This window comes from Gilliamella sp. Occ3-1, assembly GCF_001690655.1.
Taxonomy (GTDB): Bacteria; Pseudomonadota; Gammaproteobacteria; order Enterobacterales; family Orbaceae; genus Gilliamella; species Gilliamella apicola_P.
This window is the reverse complement of record NZ_LZHQ01000017.1, coordinates 26,824-42,917: the sequence shown is the minus strand read 5'-3', so window position 1 is coordinate 42,917 and position 16,094 is coordinate 26,824. Positions and strand designations below refer to the sequence as shown.

The 16,094-nt window shown below is 36.1% G+C and carries 15 protein-coding genes; 7 read left to right on the top strand and 8 right to left on the bottom strand.

What is annotated here, in order from left to right; translation table 11 throughout:
• The first annotated feature begins 4 nt into the window (after positions 1-4).
• Entirely contained in the window at positions 5-943 is a 939-nt protein-coding gene (locus A9G43_RS05325; protein ID WP_065607246.1) for a phosphatidate cytidylyltransferase, read from the top strand.
• 138 nt (positions 944-1,081) lie between these two features.
• On the top strand, positions 1,082-1,345 hold the full coding sequence (locus A9G43_RS05320; protein WP_065607244.1) for an HPr family phosphocarrier protein: 264 nt from the start codon (positions 1,082-1,084) through the stop codon (positions 1,343-1,345).
• Between the two features lie 108 nt (positions 1,346-1,453).
• Here A9G43_RS05320 and A9G43_RS05315 read toward each other — a convergent pair whose 3' ends face one another.
• On the bottom strand, positions 1,454-2,815 hold the full coding sequence (locus A9G43_RS05315) for an APC family permease (RefSeq protein WP_065607242.1): 1,362 nt from the start codon (positions 2,813-2,815) through the stop codon (positions 1,454-1,456).
• Between the two features lie 360 nt (positions 2,816-3,175).
• On the opposite strand from A9G43_RS05315, the gene A9G43_RS05310 reads away from it, so the two are divergent.
• Both A9G43_RS05310 and A9G43_RS05305 read left to right on the top strand, forming a co-directional pair.
• Complete coding sequence (locus A9G43_RS05310; RefSeq protein ID WP_176701702.1) at positions 3,176-3,610, top strand: PTS sugar transporter subunit IIA; 435 nt, start codon at positions 3,176-3,178, stop codon at positions 3,608-3,610.
• A complete protein-coding gene (locus tag A9G43_RS05305) occupies positions 3,603-4,997 on the top strand; it encodes a PTS fructose transporter subunit IIC (RefSeq protein ID WP_065607239.1) in 1,395 nt (464 codons plus the stop codon). The genes A9G43_RS05310 and A9G43_RS05305 overlap by 8 nt, the downstream gene beginning before the upstream one ends.
• A 78-nt stretch (positions 4,998-5,075) precedes the next feature.
• On the opposite strand, the gene A9G43_RS05300 is transcribed toward A9G43_RS05305, so the two are convergent.
• Entirely contained in the window at positions 5,076-6,764 is a 1,689-nt protein-coding gene (locus tag A9G43_RS05300; protein ID WP_065607237.1) for an amidohydrolase, read from the bottom strand.
• Between the two features lie 147 nt (positions 6,765-6,911).
• On the opposite strand from A9G43_RS05300, the gene matP reads away from it, so the two are divergent.
• From matP to cysB, 3 genes are all read left to right on the top strand, one after another.
• The gene (gene matP / locus A9G43_RS05295) at positions 6,912-7,376 is read left to right on the top strand and encodes a macrodomain Ter protein MatP (RefSeq protein ID WP_065607235.1); all 465 of its coding nucleotides are present in this window, start codon (positions 6,912-6,914) and stop codon (positions 7,374-7,376) included.
• 29 nt (positions 7,377-7,405) lie between these two features.
• A complete protein-coding gene (gene topA / locus A9G43_RS05290; RefSeq protein WP_065607233.1) occupies positions 7,406-10,015 on the top strand; it encodes a type I DNA topoisomerase in 2,610 nt (869 codons plus the stop codon).
• 168 nt (positions 10,016-10,183) lie between these two features.
• The gene (gene cysB, locus A9G43_RS05285) at positions 10,184-11,155 is read left to right on the top strand and encodes an HTH-type transcriptional regulator CysB (protein WP_065607231.1); all 972 of its coding nucleotides are present in this window, start codon (positions 10,184-10,186) and stop codon (positions 11,153-11,155) included.
• 76 nt (positions 11,156-11,231) lie between these two features.
• Here the strand turns inward: cysB and hisIE are convergent, their stop codons facing one another.
• The 6 genes from hisIE to hisC are packed head-to-tail and all read right to left on the bottom strand — an operon-like array spanning position 11,232 to position 16,087.
• On the bottom strand, positions 11,232-11,858 hold the full coding sequence (gene hisIE, locus A9G43_RS05280; RefSeq protein WP_065607229.1) for a bifunctional phosphoribosyl-AMP cyclohydrolase/phosphoribosyl-ATP diphosphatase HisIE: 627 nt from the start codon (positions 11,856-11,858) through the stop codon (positions 11,232-11,234).
• Positions 11,852-12,628, bottom strand: a complete 777-nt coding sequence (gene hisF, locus A9G43_RS05275; protein WP_034913044.1) for an imidazole glycerol phosphate synthase subunit HisF — start codon at positions 12,626-12,628, stop codon at positions 11,852-11,854. The genes hisIE and hisF overlap by 7 nt, the downstream gene beginning before the upstream one ends.
• Complete coding sequence (gene hisA, locus A9G43_RS05270) at positions 12,610-13,347, bottom strand: 1-(5-phosphoribosyl)-5-[(5-phosphoribosylamino)methylideneamino]imidazole-4-carboxamide isomerase (protein ID WP_065607269.1); 738 nt, start codon at positions 13,345-13,347, stop codon at positions 12,610-12,612. Before hisA ends, hisF begins: the two co-directional genes overlap by 19 nt.
• Before the next feature lie 17 nt (positions 13,348-13,364).
• A complete protein-coding gene (gene hisH / locus A9G43_RS05265; protein WP_065607227.1) occupies positions 13,365-13,952 on the bottom strand; it encodes an imidazole glycerol phosphate synthase subunit HisH in 588 nt (195 codons plus the stop codon).
• Positions 13,953-15,020 (bottom strand): bifunctional histidinol-phosphatase/imidazoleglycerol-phosphate dehydratase HisB, encoded by a 1,068-nt coding sequence (gene hisB, locus A9G43_RS05260; RefSeq protein WP_065607225.1) that lies wholly within the window; start codon positions 15,018-15,020, stop codon positions 13,953-13,955.
• Positions 15,021-15,028: 8 nt separating this feature from the next.
• Positions 15,029-16,087 (bottom strand): histidinol-phosphate transaminase, encoded by a 1,059-nt coding sequence (gene hisC / locus A9G43_RS05255; RefSeq protein WP_065607223.1) that lies wholly within the window; start codon positions 16,085-16,087, stop codon positions 15,029-15,031.
• Between the last annotated feature and the right edge of the window lie 7 nt (positions 16,088-16,094).

Below are 16,094 nucleotides of genomic sequence, written 5' to 3'. Positions count from 1 at the left end.
AACAATGTCTAGTCATCAAATTGATATTTTATTACTATTTTTAGGTATTGGTATTTTTCTTGCCATTGCCTCTACTGTAGGTTGGCTATTAAAACGGCTTCTTGGTAGTTCAAATAGTGTAATTGATAATCTCAACACTCGCATTAATGCATGGTGGGTAATGGTAGCAGTTATTAGTATTGCTTTTTTTTTAGGCAAATTTGCTGTAATTTTTCTGTTCTTTATATTATCTGTCATTGCTTTACGTGAATTTTTAACCATAACGCCTGTTAATCATTATGATTCTTATGCTTTGATGTTTGCTTATTTTATAGCTTTACCTTTGCAATATATTTTAGTAGCTATGTCGTGGTATGGATTGTTTTGCGTTTTTATTCCTGTTTATGGTTTTTTATTATTAGCCATTTTGGCGGCAATAACTGGTTCAACCAATAATTTTTTAGAACGAACGGCTAAAGTGCAATGGGGACTAATGATTACAGTTTATAACATCTCTTTTGTACCAGCACTATTAATATTACCAATCGACAATTATCAAGATCGTAATCTTCTTTTGACTGCTTTTTTATTGTTGATTATTGAACTTTCAGACACCTTTCAATATGTGTTTGGCAAATTATTTGGTAAGCACAAAATTATCCCAAATTTATCACCATCTAAAACGGTTGAAGGGTTTATTGGGGGAACCTTATTAGCAAGTTTAATAGGTGCGTGCCTATTTAAGATAACACCTTTTAGTTTTGTACAAGCAGGTTTAATTTCACTTATTGTTACGTTACTAGGTTTTTTGGGAGGCCTGGTTATGTCAGCCATCAAACGTGATAAAGGTATAAAAGATTGGGGAAATTTTATCAGTGGTCATGGTGGAATGCTTGATCGTTTAGATTCTGTGTGTTTTGCAGCACCTATCTTTTTTCATGTTGTACGTTATTTTTGGGTGTAACTTTCATACCAAATTTAGACAAACATATGGTTTATATAAATTATACAAATTTACTCTTAAAAAAGGAGCATAGTCGATTAATTTATGATATAAATACAAGTATTGTATTAACTTTAAGATAAAAATAAGGACTTTATTATGTTAAAAGAGCAAATGGTAGTAAAAAATTCAACAGGTTTGCATGCTCGCCCTGTAACAACACTAGTTAAATTAGCAGGTCGTTATCAATCATCAATTGAGCTTGTGTATAATGATAAAGCAATTAAATTAAAAAGTATGATGGGTTTGCTTGGTGCAGGAGTTAAAGGCGGGGCAACTGTTGAAATTATCTGTGATGGTGAAGACGAACAAGCTGCAATGGACGAAATTCGTGAATTATTTGCGACAGGTTTTGGTGAATAATTAACTCAATTAATAAATATTTCAATAATTCCGTCGACTAAGGTCGACGGAATTTTTAAAAAGGGCATAACTAAATACTTTTAAGTAGACCTGTTTAAAAAGATTAAATTAATCTTTAATTATTGAATTCAATTCTTTATGATCAATTGATGGTAATTTTTTGGTAAAACCTTTCGTTAGATAAATTAAATAAATAAATCCAATAGATAACCAAACTAAACCAACAATCATCGCTGTCGCATCAAGACTTGTCCATAACCATAATGAAAGTAATACACCAATGGATGGCAACAGCCCATATTTAAATAGGACAGAAACTGTTTTTACCTTGATATCGCTTAAGTAGCTTTTAATTACACACAAATTAACAAAAGTAAATGCAACTAAAGCACCAAAGCTGATCATAGAAACAACCAAACTCAGTTCTAACACTAATGATAATAGTGAAAAACAGGCGACAAAAATAATCGATAAATAAGGTGTTCTAAAGCGGGGATGAACCTTATAAAAAATTTGTTTAGGTAACACGCCTTCTCGCCCCATGGCATAGAAAATTCGTGATACACTGGTTTGCGCAGTCATTGCCGAGGCAAAGACACCTGTTAAATAAGCCGCTTGGAAGAAGTTATACATAAAATTTCCCCCTAGCTGACTAATATCACCAACTCGACGAACCACGTCTAAACTTGCAGTATCCTTATTATCTATAAAATCCTGCCATACGGGATAAGCTAAGTGAGCACAGTAAGAGACAACTAAAAAGATACAGCCTGCAATAAGAACTGTCCATATAATCGCTCTTGGTAGTGATTTTTGTGCATCATTAGACTCTTCAGCTAGGGTAGCAATGGCATCAAAGCCTAAAAAGGCTAGGCATAAAATTGCTGCGCCAGAGAGCAAACCGTTAAAATCACCAGCATTAACTTGCAGAGGCTTTATCATCGCTTCTGGAGTTAGACTTACATTAGTTAAGATTAAAAAGATAAATAATCCAATAAAAAAAATCTGAATGATAATCAATGTAAAATTTACTGAATTAATTAATTTAATACCTAAATAGTTTAATAAGCTAACACTACACAATGAACCAAGTACAAAAACATAAGCAGGAATACTTGGAAATGCTTCATTAAGATAAATACCTAATACCAAATAATTTAATATTGGTAAAAATAGGTAATCAAGGATTTGTGCCCAACCTACTAAAAAACCAACTTTTCCACCAAAAGTACGTTGTACATAAGAATAAGCAGAACCAGCAATTGGAAGCTTATTTGCCATTCGGCAATAGCTCAATGCTGTAAAGAAGATCATAGCAAGAGTAATAATGTAAGCTACAGGTAAGTGTCCGTTACTAGCAACGGTAACTTCCCCATAAGTGGTGAAGATTCCTAAAGGAACCATATAAGCTAAACCAAATGCAATTAATGCAGGAGTGGTTAAAACTCGTTTCATTTTTATTGCGGACATGACTTATTTTGCTCCTCTGTCCAAAAAACAATAAAAAACTACTAAGTATAGTTTTGCCTTTTTACCCGCTTAAAGCGGCAGGGAATTCTGCCATATTATAATAATTATGCAAGCTAATTTTTTGTAAAAAACACCAGAGCGGGTAAATTATAAACTTTAATGCATATTACGAGTTATTTCTGATCAATTTAATCTAGATGGATTGATTAAAACTTTGAGTTAAACTTTTCATATTTGTGACCCATCTATTATTTGTCAGACAAAATGAATGTCAGCATAAATCAATTGTTGTACATTAAATGCAAAGAAATGAAAATTAATTTATCTTGGGCAGTTATCATTAATAAAGAGGATCTATTTATGCAGTCAATCCCTGTTTTATCGGTTGATTTAACCAGTGAAGTTACGAATCAGAAATCATCCATCATTAATTTAATGGCTCAAACTAGCCAACCTTATTTAATAGATGTTAAAAGTTTTTTTGAAGATGTGATGGATCATGAGCAAGAAATGGAAACAGATGTGTTGCCAGATATTGCATTGCCTCATGCTAAAAGTACAGCGGTTAATACACCATTTATTGTTGTCGGTAAATATATTAATGGCATAGTTTGGAATAATGGTAATAAAGTTAAATTAGTTATTTTAATTGGTGCGCCAGAGCATGCCAATAAAGAGCATTTATCCATTATTGCTAAATTAGCATCGAATTTAGCTAATGATGATTTTGTCGAAGATTTGCTCAAAAGCGATATTCAATCTGTGGCAAATAAGATTAGAGGTTTATATGATTAGAAAAAAAATTGTTGCGATTTGTGCGTGTACCGCAGGGATGGCGCATACATATATTGCTAAGCAAAAAATTGAAAATGAAGCGAAAAAACGCGGTTGGGATTATAAAGTCGAAACCCAAGGTGCTGCAGGTATTGAAAATTCATTAACTGAACAAGATCTTAAAAATGCCGATATAATTTTATTAGCGACTGATATTTCAATTGAAAATGCCGATAGGCTTGAGCCTTATAAAAATGTCATAAAAGTAAGTACGGGTGAAGCAGTTAAAAATACTGCCAATATTTTTAATAATGCTGAGAAAACATCGGCAAAGGTTGTTAAAGATAGTATCGGTAAAGAGATATTTAGAGCTTTAAATACGGGGATCAGTAAGTTTTTACCTGTCATTATCGCATCGGGAATTCTTTTTTCAATTGTGTTAATGACAGGAAATGTGACCAATGGCAATATTGAGCCAAGTAATCAATTCTTTATTGATTTAAAGCAAGTTGCCTTATATGGTTTTGCTATGATGGTTCCAGTACTTGCTGCGTATATGGCTTACTCTATTGGTGGCAATGCAGCTTTAGCGCCTGCATTTATTATGGGCTATGTGGTTAATAATCCAGTTGGTTATAATCAAGTTAGTACAGGATTTATTGGTGCAATGATTTTTGGTATTTTAATCGGCTATTTCGTGAAATGGTTGAAAACGATTAAAGTCCATCCGGTAATTGCCTCGATTATGCCAGTGATGATCATCCCTACGGTGACGATATTAGTGATGGCACCACTTTACATTTATGGATTATCTTATCCTCTCGATTGGTTTGTTAAAGTTATGGTCGCTACTTTAAAAGGGATGTCAGAGGTGAATGCCGCATTTTTAGGTATTGGAATCGGAGTATTAGCGGCGCTTGATATGGGAGGACCATGTAGTAAAGCGGCGACTGCATTTACCCTAGCAGCAATGGCTGAGGGGGTTTATGGTCCAAATGGCGTGTTTCGTATGTGCTGCGCTATTCCACCATTAGGTTTAGCGGTGTCATCATTGATTATTTCACGTTCAAAATATACTAAAGAAGAAAAAGAGTTTGGAATAACAGCTTTTTTCTTATCGTTAGCTGGGATAACCGAAGGTGCCATTCCTTTTGCCGCCAAAGATCCTAAACGCGTTATCATTGCAATTGTTGTTGGTACAGCGGTTGCAGGTTTGTTAGGCATGATAAATGGCATAGATTCGCTTGTCGCATTCGGTGGTCTAGTAGCGTTAGGGGGAGTGACTAAGGGAGCCATATGGTATGTGATTGATATGTTTATCGGAGCATTGATTATTGCTGCTATCTTACATTTCACAAAAACGACAGCGGTGGAAACAGAAAAATCAAAAGCAATTGAAGTTGATTAAAGCTTGGATAATTATTTATGCTACACCACTAATAATTGTGGTGTAGTAATTTGACATAAAAAATTTAAATTTTAAATTTTAAATTACATCATTTTGATAAACCGTTTTACCGCCAACAATAGTTGTTAACACGTTAACGTTTTGGATATCATTAGTTGGTATGGTAAATGGGTTGCGATCTAAAATAATTAAATCAGCAAATTTACCTTTTTCAATTGAACCAATATATTCATCTTGATTTAATACATATGCAGCATTGATAGTAGCACTACGCAATACTTCAGTAATGGTTAAATTACGATCGCTGTCTAATCGTGGATGATCAGCATCAATTTGTCGAGTCATAGCAATTTGGAAATCATACCATTCGTTTAAAGGATCAATTGGCCAATCGCTACCAAACGCACAGTTTACACCAGCATCAATGTATTGCCCGTGCGCTTCTAATCCATTATAACGCTCTGGACCAAATAGAGTTTGATACTGCTCAACCATTGCTGAACTACAACCAGCCCACTGGAAAGAAAATACTACGCAAGCATTTAATTGTTTATATCTGGCAAACTGGTGTGTTGCGCTTAGTTCGTTATGTGCAGTGCTTGGACGGATATCTGCATCAGGTAAGGCTTTTCGCATTTTTTCAATAGCATCAAGTACCACTTCAATTGCCCCTTCACCAACAGTATGCATATGTGGGTGAAAACCTGCTTTTGCGGATTCAAGTATTAATGCATCTAACATTTCAGTGGAATAATAAAGATCACCGTAACGATCTTTTTCGTTTTCTAACTGATATGGTTTAAGTAATCGTGCAGTCATCAAAGGTGCTTGCATTACGCCATCTACAAATAACTTAGTATGTGATATTTTAATGCCTGGTTTAGGTTGCCAGTTTTTATCATCATAACGAGCGGCAAACTGTTTTACTTTCTCAATGACATTTGGAATATCGGCGATTGATGATACATCATCAGGTGGCAATTCCCGAGCGCCAAACAGGCGGATAGAAAGCCCATCCTGTTGCTGTAGTCTTAAAAAGGCATCGGCTTGAGTTTCAGTAATTCGAGCATCCATAACAGCAGTAACGCCTTGTTTATTTAATTCTGCTTGCGATAATTTAGCAATATTAAGTGCTTGTTCATCTGTTAGTTTAGAAATACTATCAAAAGCACGCATGGCTGGGGCATCTTCTAATATACCATTTAATTCGCCGTCATCAGTACGACCAATTTTACCATCCGATGGTTCAGGAGTGTTTCTATCTAAACCAAATTTTTCTAATGCTATACTGTTAGCAACCAAAGTATGACAATCATTTGAAAACAAAATAACAGGGCGTTTTGTATTGAGTTTATCAAGATCAAAACGAGTAATATCTGTACCAATTGGCAACACTTCTTGGCGTAACCAACCACGGACTTGCAACCAATTAGCGTTATGATTGGGATTATCTTTATCTAAATAGTCTTGAATAATAGCTAAAGTCTCATCAATAGTTAAACTTTGGTAATTTAAATTACATGATGATAATTGCATGCCACCCCAAAAGGTGTGTAAATGTGAGTCAATAATACCTGGCATCATTGTTTTGCCTTGCAAATCATAAATTTTTGTATGATTATCAACATAGCGACTGCTATTTATTTCTTGCGTGGAGCCTGTTGCAATAATATAGCCATTTTCGATTGCGATAGCTTCACACACGTTGTCTTGTTTATCTGCGGTGTAAATATAGCCATTAATATAAATAACATCAGCTTTAGCCATTATGTAGGATTCCTTAAATAAAGATCGAAATGAGAGGCTCACGATAACAGATTTATAAAAAATTTGTCAAACGCAATAATTTTCTTTATTGTGTGAGCAGATTATGCTACAAATAGCTATTTAGTTACAGCGTCACAAGGTGAACAGATGAAATATCAACAGTTAGAAAACCTTGAATGTGGTTGGAAATGGAATTATCTAGTTAAAAGGCACTTAGAAGGCGAGTTAATTACACGTTATATTGAAAAAAGCGCTGCGCAGCAGGCGGTCAATGAGTTATTGTTATTAGAGCATAACCCAACTGGTGTCGTTGATTGGATAAAACAGCATTTAAACCCTGACTTAGATAATCGCCTTAAGCAAACTATTCGTGCAAGGCGAAAGCGCCATTTTAATGCAGAACAACAAAATACTCGGAAAAAATCCATTGATTTGGAGTTTTTAGTTTGGCAACGATTGGCTAATTTAGCTAAACGCCGTGGATGCACGTTGTCACAAACCATTACTCAACTAATTGAAGATGCAGAGCAGAAAGAGCAATATGCAACGAAAGTATCAACAATTAAAGATGATTTACTATCACTCCTAGATGTAAATATTGATAGTAAATAATACAAACAACAGAATAGAAAGGTTTAATTATGGGAAAATTCCTTGTTATTGTCGAATCACCAGCCAAAGCAAAAACGATCAATAAATATCTTGGCAAAGATTTCGTGGTTAAATCAAGTGTAGGTCATATTCGCGATCTACCTGTGAGTGGTAGCAGCCAACGAGCTGAAAAATCAACAAAAGACAAAAAAGATAAAGTTGAGAAAAAAGTTAAACGTTCAGAAAAACAAGTATTGGTTGATCGCATGAGCGTTGATCCATATAACGGTTGGAAAGCGCATTACGAAATTCTACCAGGTAAAGAAAGGGTAGTATCTGAACTGAAAAAACTGGCTAAAGATGCTGACATGATCTATCTCGCAACCGATTTGGATAGAGAAGGGGAAGCCATTGCATGGCATCTTAAAGACGTGATAGGTGGTGAAGATAGCAAATATCGTCGTGTTGTTTTTAACGAAATTACCAAAACGGCGATCAAAAATGCTTTTAATGAACCATCGATGCTTGATATGGATCGGGTTAACGCCCAGCAAGCACGTCGATTTATGGATCGGGTAGTTGGCTTTATGCTATCGCCATTACTTTGGAAAAAGGTTGCTAGGGGGTTATCAGCTGGTCGTGTACAATCTGTTGCTGTACGTCTTGTTGTTGAGCGTGAACGCGAAATTCATGCTTTCATTCCTGAAGAATACTGGGATCTGTTTGCTGATTTGAACACGGCTAAAAATGAGCCATTAAGTTTGCAAGTTACTCATTATAAAAACGAAGCATTCGAACCTAAAGATAAAATTGCCATTGATATTGCGCTAGCTGAACTTAGTAAAAACCAATATCAAGTAACTAATATTGAACAAAAGCCAACTAAAAGTAATCCAACAGCACCTTTTATTACCTCAACTTTACAGCAAGCAGCAAGTACTCGTCTTGGTTTTGGTGTTAAAAAAACCATGATGTTGGCTCAAAGATTATATGAAGCTGGTTACATTACCTATATGCGTACTGACTCGACCAATTTAAGTCAGGATGCGTTAGCGATGGTACGTGATTATATCGGTAAAAATTTTGGCGATAAATATCTACCAAAATCGGCTAATGTATACAGTAGTAAAAAGAACTCGCAAGAAGCGCATGAAGCGATTCGCCCATCAGATGTTACTATCTTAGCTGATAATCTTAGTGATGTTGAAGCTGATGCCACTAAATTATACCAACTAATTTGGCGCCAATTTGTAGCTTGCCAAATGACATCGGCTGAATATAACTCAACAACAATTACGGTTAATTCAGGTGATTTTACTTTAAAAGCCAAAGGTCGGACATTGCGTTTTGATGGTTGGACTAAAGTGCAGCCACAGCTAGCCAAAAATAATGAAGATAAAATATTACCATCACTATCGATAAACGATAAGCTTGATTTAATTAACTTAAATCCAAATCAACATTTTACCAAACCACCAGCAAGATATAACGAAGCATCTCTTGTTAAAGAGCTTGAAAAGCGAGAAATTGGGCGACCATCGACTTATGCAACCATTATTTCGACAATACAAGATCGTGGTTATGTACGTTTAGATAATCGTCGGTTTTATGCTGAAAAAATTGGTGAAATTGTTACCGATAGACTTAGTGAAAACTTTAATGATCTAATGAGTTATGATTTTACAGCACGTATGGAACATGCTCTGGATGAAATTGCTCATAAAAAACAAGAATGGCGTGAAGTGCTGGATCAGTTTTTCAGTGACTTTAGTCAGCATCTTGAGGTTGCTGAACAAGCACCAGATAAAGGCGGAATGCAGCTTAATCCATTAGTGCTAACACCTGAAATTAAATGTCCAAATTGTGGGCGTGAAATGGGTATTAAAACTGCTGGTACCGGTGTATTTTTAGCTTGTTCAGGCTATGCGTTGCCACCTAAAGAGCGTTGTAAACAGACTATTAACTTAATTCCTGAGCACGAAACATTAAATATTCTAGAAGAAGCTGAAACAGCAGAAACTGATGCTTTAAGAGCCCGTAAACGCTGTCCAAAATGTCACACGGCTATGGATAGTTATCTACTTGATAATGAAAGAAAACTACATATCTGTGGCAATAACCCGATTTGTGATGGTTTTATTGTCGAAAAAGGTAACTTTAAGGTTAAAAGTTATGAAGGGCCAATTATTGAATGCGAAAAATGTGGTTCAGAAATGCATTTAAAATCAGGGCGATTTGGCCTATATATGGGCTGTACTAATCCTGATTGTAAAAATACGCGTAAGATCTTAAAAAATGGTGATGTTGCACCACCAAAAGAAGACCCAGTTGATCTACCTGAACTAAAATGCACCAAGTCAGATGCACATTTTGTATTACGTGACGGTGCTGCGGGTATCTTTTTGGCGGCGCATAATTTTCCAAAATCAAGAGAAACACGCGCACCTTTGATAGAAGAGTTACAACGTTTTAAAGAGCGCTTGCCCGAAAAATTCATTTATTTGACCGAAGCACCAAATAAAGATCCTAATGGTAATCCATCAATTGTTCGTTTTAGCCGTAAAAATAAACAACAATATGTTACTTCTGAAGTTAATGGAAAATCGACAGGTTGGGTGATGCAATATGTGGATGGCAAATGGATCAATAGTAAAAAATAGGTAAGCACGTCTGAATTTTGTGAAAAACTTTCAGGAAAGTATACGTTTTAGTATAAAATAATTATTCTTTTGTGCTAGGCTGTGAAATGACTTACCTTAGCAATTCTTCCTTTTGTAATGTTATTAAAAAGGAAGAAAGGCATACAGTTAAAGGAGCGTTTGAGTGTTATGAAATTGCAACAATTACGCTATATTGTTGAGGTCGCAAATAACGACCTCAATGTATCGCTAACATCCGAAAAACTGTATACCTCTCAACCCGGTATAAGCAAACAAATAAAATTATTAGAAGGCGAGCTCGGCGTTCAGATATTTACTCGAGTGGGTAAACACCTTTCTCAAATCACACCGGTTGGTGAAAAAATCATTGCTCTTGCCCGAGAGATCCTCAATAAGTCCAATGATATTAAGATTATCGCCAAAGAGTTTAGTCAACCAAATCAAGGCTCATTAACAATTACCACTACCTATACTCAAGCTCGTTATACATTGCCAGTTGTGATTCAACAGTTTATGCAGCAATATCCAAATATTACATTGCATATGGAGCAAGGATCATCTCCTCAATGTATTTTACAAACTCAAGCAGGTCAGGCTGAATTTGCTATTGTGACCGATATCTCACAGCTTAGCGATGATATGATTGCCTTACCTTGCTATCACTGGAATCAAGCTGTGATTGTGATGAAAGATCATCCGCTTGCCAAAAGTAAATTAATTTCGATTGAAGAGCTTTCAAAATATCCGTTAGTTAGCTATGATTTTTCTAATGATGGTTCAGATTTAAATCAAGCTTTCTTGCGTGCTAACCAATCACCTAATATTGTTTTTAGCACAACGGATGCTGAGTTAATTAAAACTTATGTTAAATTAGGTGTCGGCGTTGGTATTGTGGCAAAAATGGCGGTGATCAATACTTCAGATGAAGATTTAGTTGTACTTAATGCTGGACATATTTTTCCTTACAGCACGACCTATATTGTTTTTCCTCGCTCATTATATTTACGCAGTTATATGTATGATTTTATCAGTCAGTTTTCGGCTCATTTGAATCGACAAGCTGTAAACAAACTTATGTTATGTGAAAAAAATTCCGAAGTATTAACGATGTTTAACGGGGTAAAATTACCAGTTTACTAATTTATTCTATCTTTTTTATGAGAATAAAAAAATTGAAACAAAGTGCGATATAACTCGCACTTTGGATGGATTATAACTATTTATGTCTTGCTTTTAAAATACCAATGACATCTTGTAAAGACAGATTCTGGTCTTGGAGTAAAACTAATAAATGATAAATTAAATCGGCAGATTCATTTTTTAGTTCCTCTCTGTCATGAACTGTTGCAGCAAGGGCTGTTTCAACGCCTTCTTCTCCCACTTTTTGGGCTATGCGCTTAGTGCCGTCATGATACAGTTTTGCGGTATATGATGATTTAGGATCGGCATTTTTACGCCCTGCAATTATCTGTTCTAATTCAAATAAAAATCCCCATTGGGTTTTAGTCGAAGCAAAACAACTTGTTGAGCCGGTATGGCAAGTTGAGCCAACTGGATCAACTAAAATCAATAATGTATCATTATCACAATCAGTTGAAATACTCACAACATTAAGAAAATAGCCAGAAGTTTCACCCTTTGTCCAAAGGCGCTGTTTGGTTCGTGAATAAAAAGTGACTTTGCCGCTATTTTGTGTTTGTGCTAACGCTTCTTGATTCATATAGCCAAGCATTAACACATCGCCCGAAACATAATGCTGAATAATGACTGGCATTAAATTATTCACTTTTTGCCAATTGAGTTGTTGTAAATCTAATTGGGTATTGCAATTTTGCGTTAACATAATCGAATATTTACTCCATGTTGTGCCAAATATTGTTTAAGTTCACCAATATTAATAATCTGTTTATGAAAAACTGAAGCAGCTAATGCTCCATCAACTTGTGCTTCATTAAATGCCTGTAGAAAATGCTCAATAGTACCAGCACCGCCTGAAGCAATTAGTGGCACGTTGCATACTTCTCGAACGGCGTTTAGTTGAATAATATCATATCCATTACGAACGCCGTCTTGGTTCATCATATTAAGCACAATTTCACCTGCACCACGTTTTTGTACCTCCTGTACCCAGTCGAGAGTGTTCCATTTTGTGGCAACGGTACGTTTTTCGTCACCAGTAAATTGATAAACATGATAATTGTTTGACTGTTTGTCATACCAGCTATCAATGCCAACTACAATGCACTGTACTCCGTAACGATCTGCAAGTCGTGTAATTAAACTAGGATCAGCAAGGGCAGGGGAATTAATCGAAATTTTATCAGCTCCAAAGGTTAATATTTGACCTGCATCTTCAACCGTTTTAATACCACCAGCAACACAAAAAGGGATATCAATCACTTCGGCAATTTTTGCAATCCAACTTTTATCGACAACACGACCATCTGACGAAGCGGTGATATCATAAAAAACGAGCTCATCTGCGCCTTCTTCTGCATATTTTTTTGCTAAGGGGACTATGTCTCCAATAATTTCATGATTACGAAATTGTACACCTTTAACCACTTGTCCATCGCGAACATCTAAACAGGGAATTATTCTTTTGGCCAACATGAAATTGCCTCCTGAACTGTAAATTTTTCTTCAAGTAAAGCACGGCCAACAATGACACCTTTAACACCACTGTCTTTCAGTGCTTTGACATCACTCAATTGACCAATTCCGCCAGACGCTTGAAAAGCAATCTCTGGGTATTTACGACTAATTTCCTGATACAACTTAACGTTTGAGCCACTGAGTGTGCCATCTTTGGAAATATCTGTACACAATACATGCCTTAAGCCATAAGGAAGGTAATCATCAATCACTTGTTCTAGTGTCTGACAGGAATCTTCTTGCCACCCATGAATAGCGACATATTTATTTCCTTGGTTGTCAATGCGGACATCAAGAGCCAATACTAGCCTTTCTGCACCATATTTTGAAAACCACTGTTTGACCAATTCGGGTTGCTTAATAGCTGTCGAACCAATTACTATGCGAGCAGCGCCGGCAGATAGCAATGATTGTATATCTTTTTCAGTACGAATTCCTCCACCAACTTGAACTGGTATTTGCACACCATTAATCAGAGTTTGTATTAGCAAAATTTGGCGTTTTTTTGGATCTTTCGCACCTGTTAAATCAACAAGATGTAACAGTTTAGCACCTTGTTTTTCATAATCCTGTAAGCGTAAAAGTGGATCGTTGCCATAATCACGTTTTTGCTTATAATCACCTTGATGTAATCGCACAACGGAACCATCGATTAAATCAAGTGCAGGAATGATTATTGGAAAAGCTGTCATAGTTACATCTCCAAAAAGTTTTTTAGCAATTTTGCACCGGCTAAGCCAGAACGCTCGGGATGAAATTGCACGCCGTAAAAGTTTTCTTTTTGTACGGCTGCGGTAAAGCTTTCGCCGTAATTGGTTTCTGCTATTGTTGCTGAGCATAATGGCATCGCGTATCCATGTACAAAGTAAAAATAAGCATCATCAGGAATATCTCGAAATAGATGATGACCGGCTTTAGGTGAAACCTGATTCCACCCCATATGTGGTAAAGGTAAACCACAATCAGGAATTTCTCTAACTTTTTCGTGAATAATTCCCAATGTGTTAACATTTCCTTCGGTACTATAATCGGCTAGAAGTTGCATACCAAGGCAGATCCCTAATACAGGTTGAGTACAGACTTTGATAAGTTCAATTAAATGACGCTCTTTTAATTTTTCCATTGCTGAACTTGCGGATCCTACTCCAGGTAAAAACAACTTATCTGAGCTGAGCACGATATCAGGGTCAAGGCTAATTATTGGATCATAACCTAATCGTTGCACGGCATATTTGACCGAAGATAGATTAGCACAGCCAGTATCGAGGATGACAATCTTCATTTATAGCACTCCTTTTGAGCTTGGTAATCGGTCACTTTCAATTTTGATGGCTTGTTTTAATGTTCTAGCAAAAGATTTAAATAAACTTTCTACTTTATGATGATCATTATCGCCTTCTGTTTCAATATGCAATGTAATAGCCATAGCATAACTTATTGAGTAAAAGAAATGTTCTACCATTTGCGTGCTCATATCGCCAACTTTAGGGTGAGTAAACTCTGCTTTAAATTTTAGATAAGGGCGTCCTGAAATATCTATTGCACATTTGGCCAAACACTCGTCCATAGGGATAACAGAGGCATAACGGGTAATACCACGTTTATCACCGAGTGCTATTTTTAGAGCCTCTCCTAAAGCTAGTCCAGTATCTTCTATGGTATGATGATCATCAATATGTAAATCACCATCAACTTGGATATTGAGTTTAATTCCACCATGAGTCGCAATTTGATCGAGCATATGATCAAAAAAACCAATTCCAGTATTAATTTGACTGCCACCTTGGCGATCAAGCCACACTTCAACAAGTATTTTAGTTTCTTTGGTATTGCGTTCAACTTTTGCATAACGATCTTTAGTGGTTAATCGTTGGGCGATTTCGTCCCAATTTAAATTTTCAGGATGATATCGTAATCCTTGGATTTGCATGTTTTCAGCCAATTGAATATCTGTGACCCTGTCACCAATAACATAACTGTTTTGTTTATCTAATTTACCACTAGTAAGATATGGCAAAACTAATTGGATTTTCGGCTTACGACACTCACAATTATCTTCTGGAAAGTGTGGGCAAATTAAGACATCCTCAAAATTAACACCTTGCGATTTAAAAATCTGCATCATCAAATTGTGTGGACCATCAAAATCAGCCTGTGGATAGCTACTAGTCCCGAGCCCATCTTGATTGGTGACCATCACTAAATGGTATCCCGCAGTTTGTAGCTTGAGTAGGGCAGGGATCACATTAGGTTCAAAAGCCAATTTTTTAAACTGATCAACCTGAAAATCAACCGGAGGTTCAGTAATTAGTGTGCCATCTCGATCAATAAATAAGTACTTTTGTAACATTTTTACTCCTATTTAATTGTTTTGAGCGCAGAAATGACTGCCTCGCAATCGGCTTGGGTACCAATGGTAATACGAATAATATTTTGTTGCCCAATAGATCTACTTTGATCTCGTAAAATAATCCCTTGGCGCCATAAAATATTAAATACATCTTTATCATGTTGAAATTTAACACACAAATAGTTGGAATAACTTGGATAAACTTTTTCGACAATTGGCAATTGTCGAAGTAAATTGGCAAATTTTTCCTTTTGATTATTTAAATTTACCACATGTAGCTTCATGGTATTCACACCATCTATACTCAATGCTTGAGCTGCAATATCAGCAACAGGGGTTGCTAGAGGGTATGGTGCAATAACCTTCTGTAAGGCTTCGATCACAGGTTCATTAGCAATGGTGAAACCGCAACGTAATCCAGCCAAAGCAAAGGCTTTGGATAATGTTCGTAAAATCACCAAGTGAGGATAGTCATTAAGCCAACTAACAACACTAGATTCAGGCGAAAACTCAATATAAGCCTCGTCAATAATGACCAAAGCACGATCTTTGGCAATATTAAGTAAAGCTTTGATATCATCAGAATCGATTAAATTACCGGTCGGATTATTTGGTGAACAGACATAAATTAGTTTTACAGTATCAATATTTTGTTTTATACCCTCAAGATCAAGCTGCCAATCAGAAGTGGTTGGCACAGTTTTGGTTTTAATACCTAATGTCTCAGCACTTACTTGGTACATACCATAAGTTGGTGGACAGTACAAAATGCTGTCTTTTTCAGGCTCACAAAATGCACGCATTAAAAGCTCAATGGCCTCATCAGCTCCTCGGCTAACAAGCACTTGTTCAGTTTTAACCCCTGCATATTGTGCATAACGCTGAATTACTTTTTCAGGCTGTGGTTCTGGATAACGGTTTAAGGTTTGATCGGTCAAGTCAAAATGTGGAGCAACGGGATACTCGTTTGCATTTAGCCACACATCGCCTTGACCACCAATTCGCCGAGCAGATTGATAAGGTGTTAATTGCTGAACATTTTTTCGAACTAATTTATTGATATCCATTTTAGCC

Bases quoted from the DNA above. Each gene is read 5' to 3' on its own strand.
- matP (WP_065607235.1), top strand. From the start codon at position 6,912: ATGAAATATCAACAGTTAGAAAACCTTGAATGTGGTTGGAAATGGAAT.
- A9G43_RS05320 (WP_065607244.1), top strand. From the start codon at position 1,082: ATGTTAAAAGAGCAAATGGTAGTAAAAAATTCAACAGGTTTGCATGCT.
- hisH (WP_065607227.1), bottom strand. From the start codon at position 13,952: ATGAAGATTGTCATCCTCGATACTGGCTGTGCTAATCTATCTTCGGTC.
- A9G43_RS05305 (WP_065607239.1), top strand. From the start codon at position 3,603: ATGATTAGAAAAAAAATTGTTGCGATTTGTGCGTGTACCGCAGGGATG.
- A9G43_RS05300 (WP_065607237.1), bottom strand. From the start codon at position 6,764: ATGGCTAAAGCTGATGTTATTTATATTAATGGCTATATTTACACCGCA.
- A9G43_RS05315 (WP_065607242.1), bottom strand. From the start codon at position 2,815: ATGTCCGCAATAAAAATGAAACGAGTTTTAACCACTCCTGCATTAATT.
- hisF (WP_034913044.1), bottom strand. From the start codon at position 12,628: ATGTTGGCCAAAAGAATAATTCCCTGTTTAGATGTTCGCGATGGACAA.
- A9G43_RS05310 (WP_176701702.1), top strand. From the start codon at position 3,176: ATGCAGTCAATCCCTGTTTTATCGGTTGATTTAACCAGTGAAGTTACG.
- hisC (WP_065607223.1), bottom strand. From the start codon at position 16,087: ATGGATATCAATAAATTAGTTCGAAAAAATGTTCAGCAATTAACACCT.
- topA (WP_065607233.1), top strand. From the start codon at position 7,406: ATGGGAAAATTCCTTGTTATTGTCGAATCACCAGCCAAAGCAAAAACG.
- hisB (WP_065607225.1), bottom strand. From the start codon at position 15,020: ATGTTACAAAAGTACTTATTTATTGATCGAGATGGCACACTAATTACT.
- A9G43_RS05325 (WP_065607246.1), top strand. From the start codon at position 5: ATGTCTAGTCATCAAATTGATATTTTATTACTATTTTTAGGTATTGGT.
- cysB (WP_065607231.1), top strand. From the start codon at position 10,184: ATGAAATTGCAACAATTACGCTATATTGTTGAGGTCGCAAATAACGAC.
- hisIE (WP_065607229.1), bottom strand. From the start codon at position 11,858: ATGTTAACGCAAAATTGCAATACCCAATTAGATTTACAACAACTCAAT.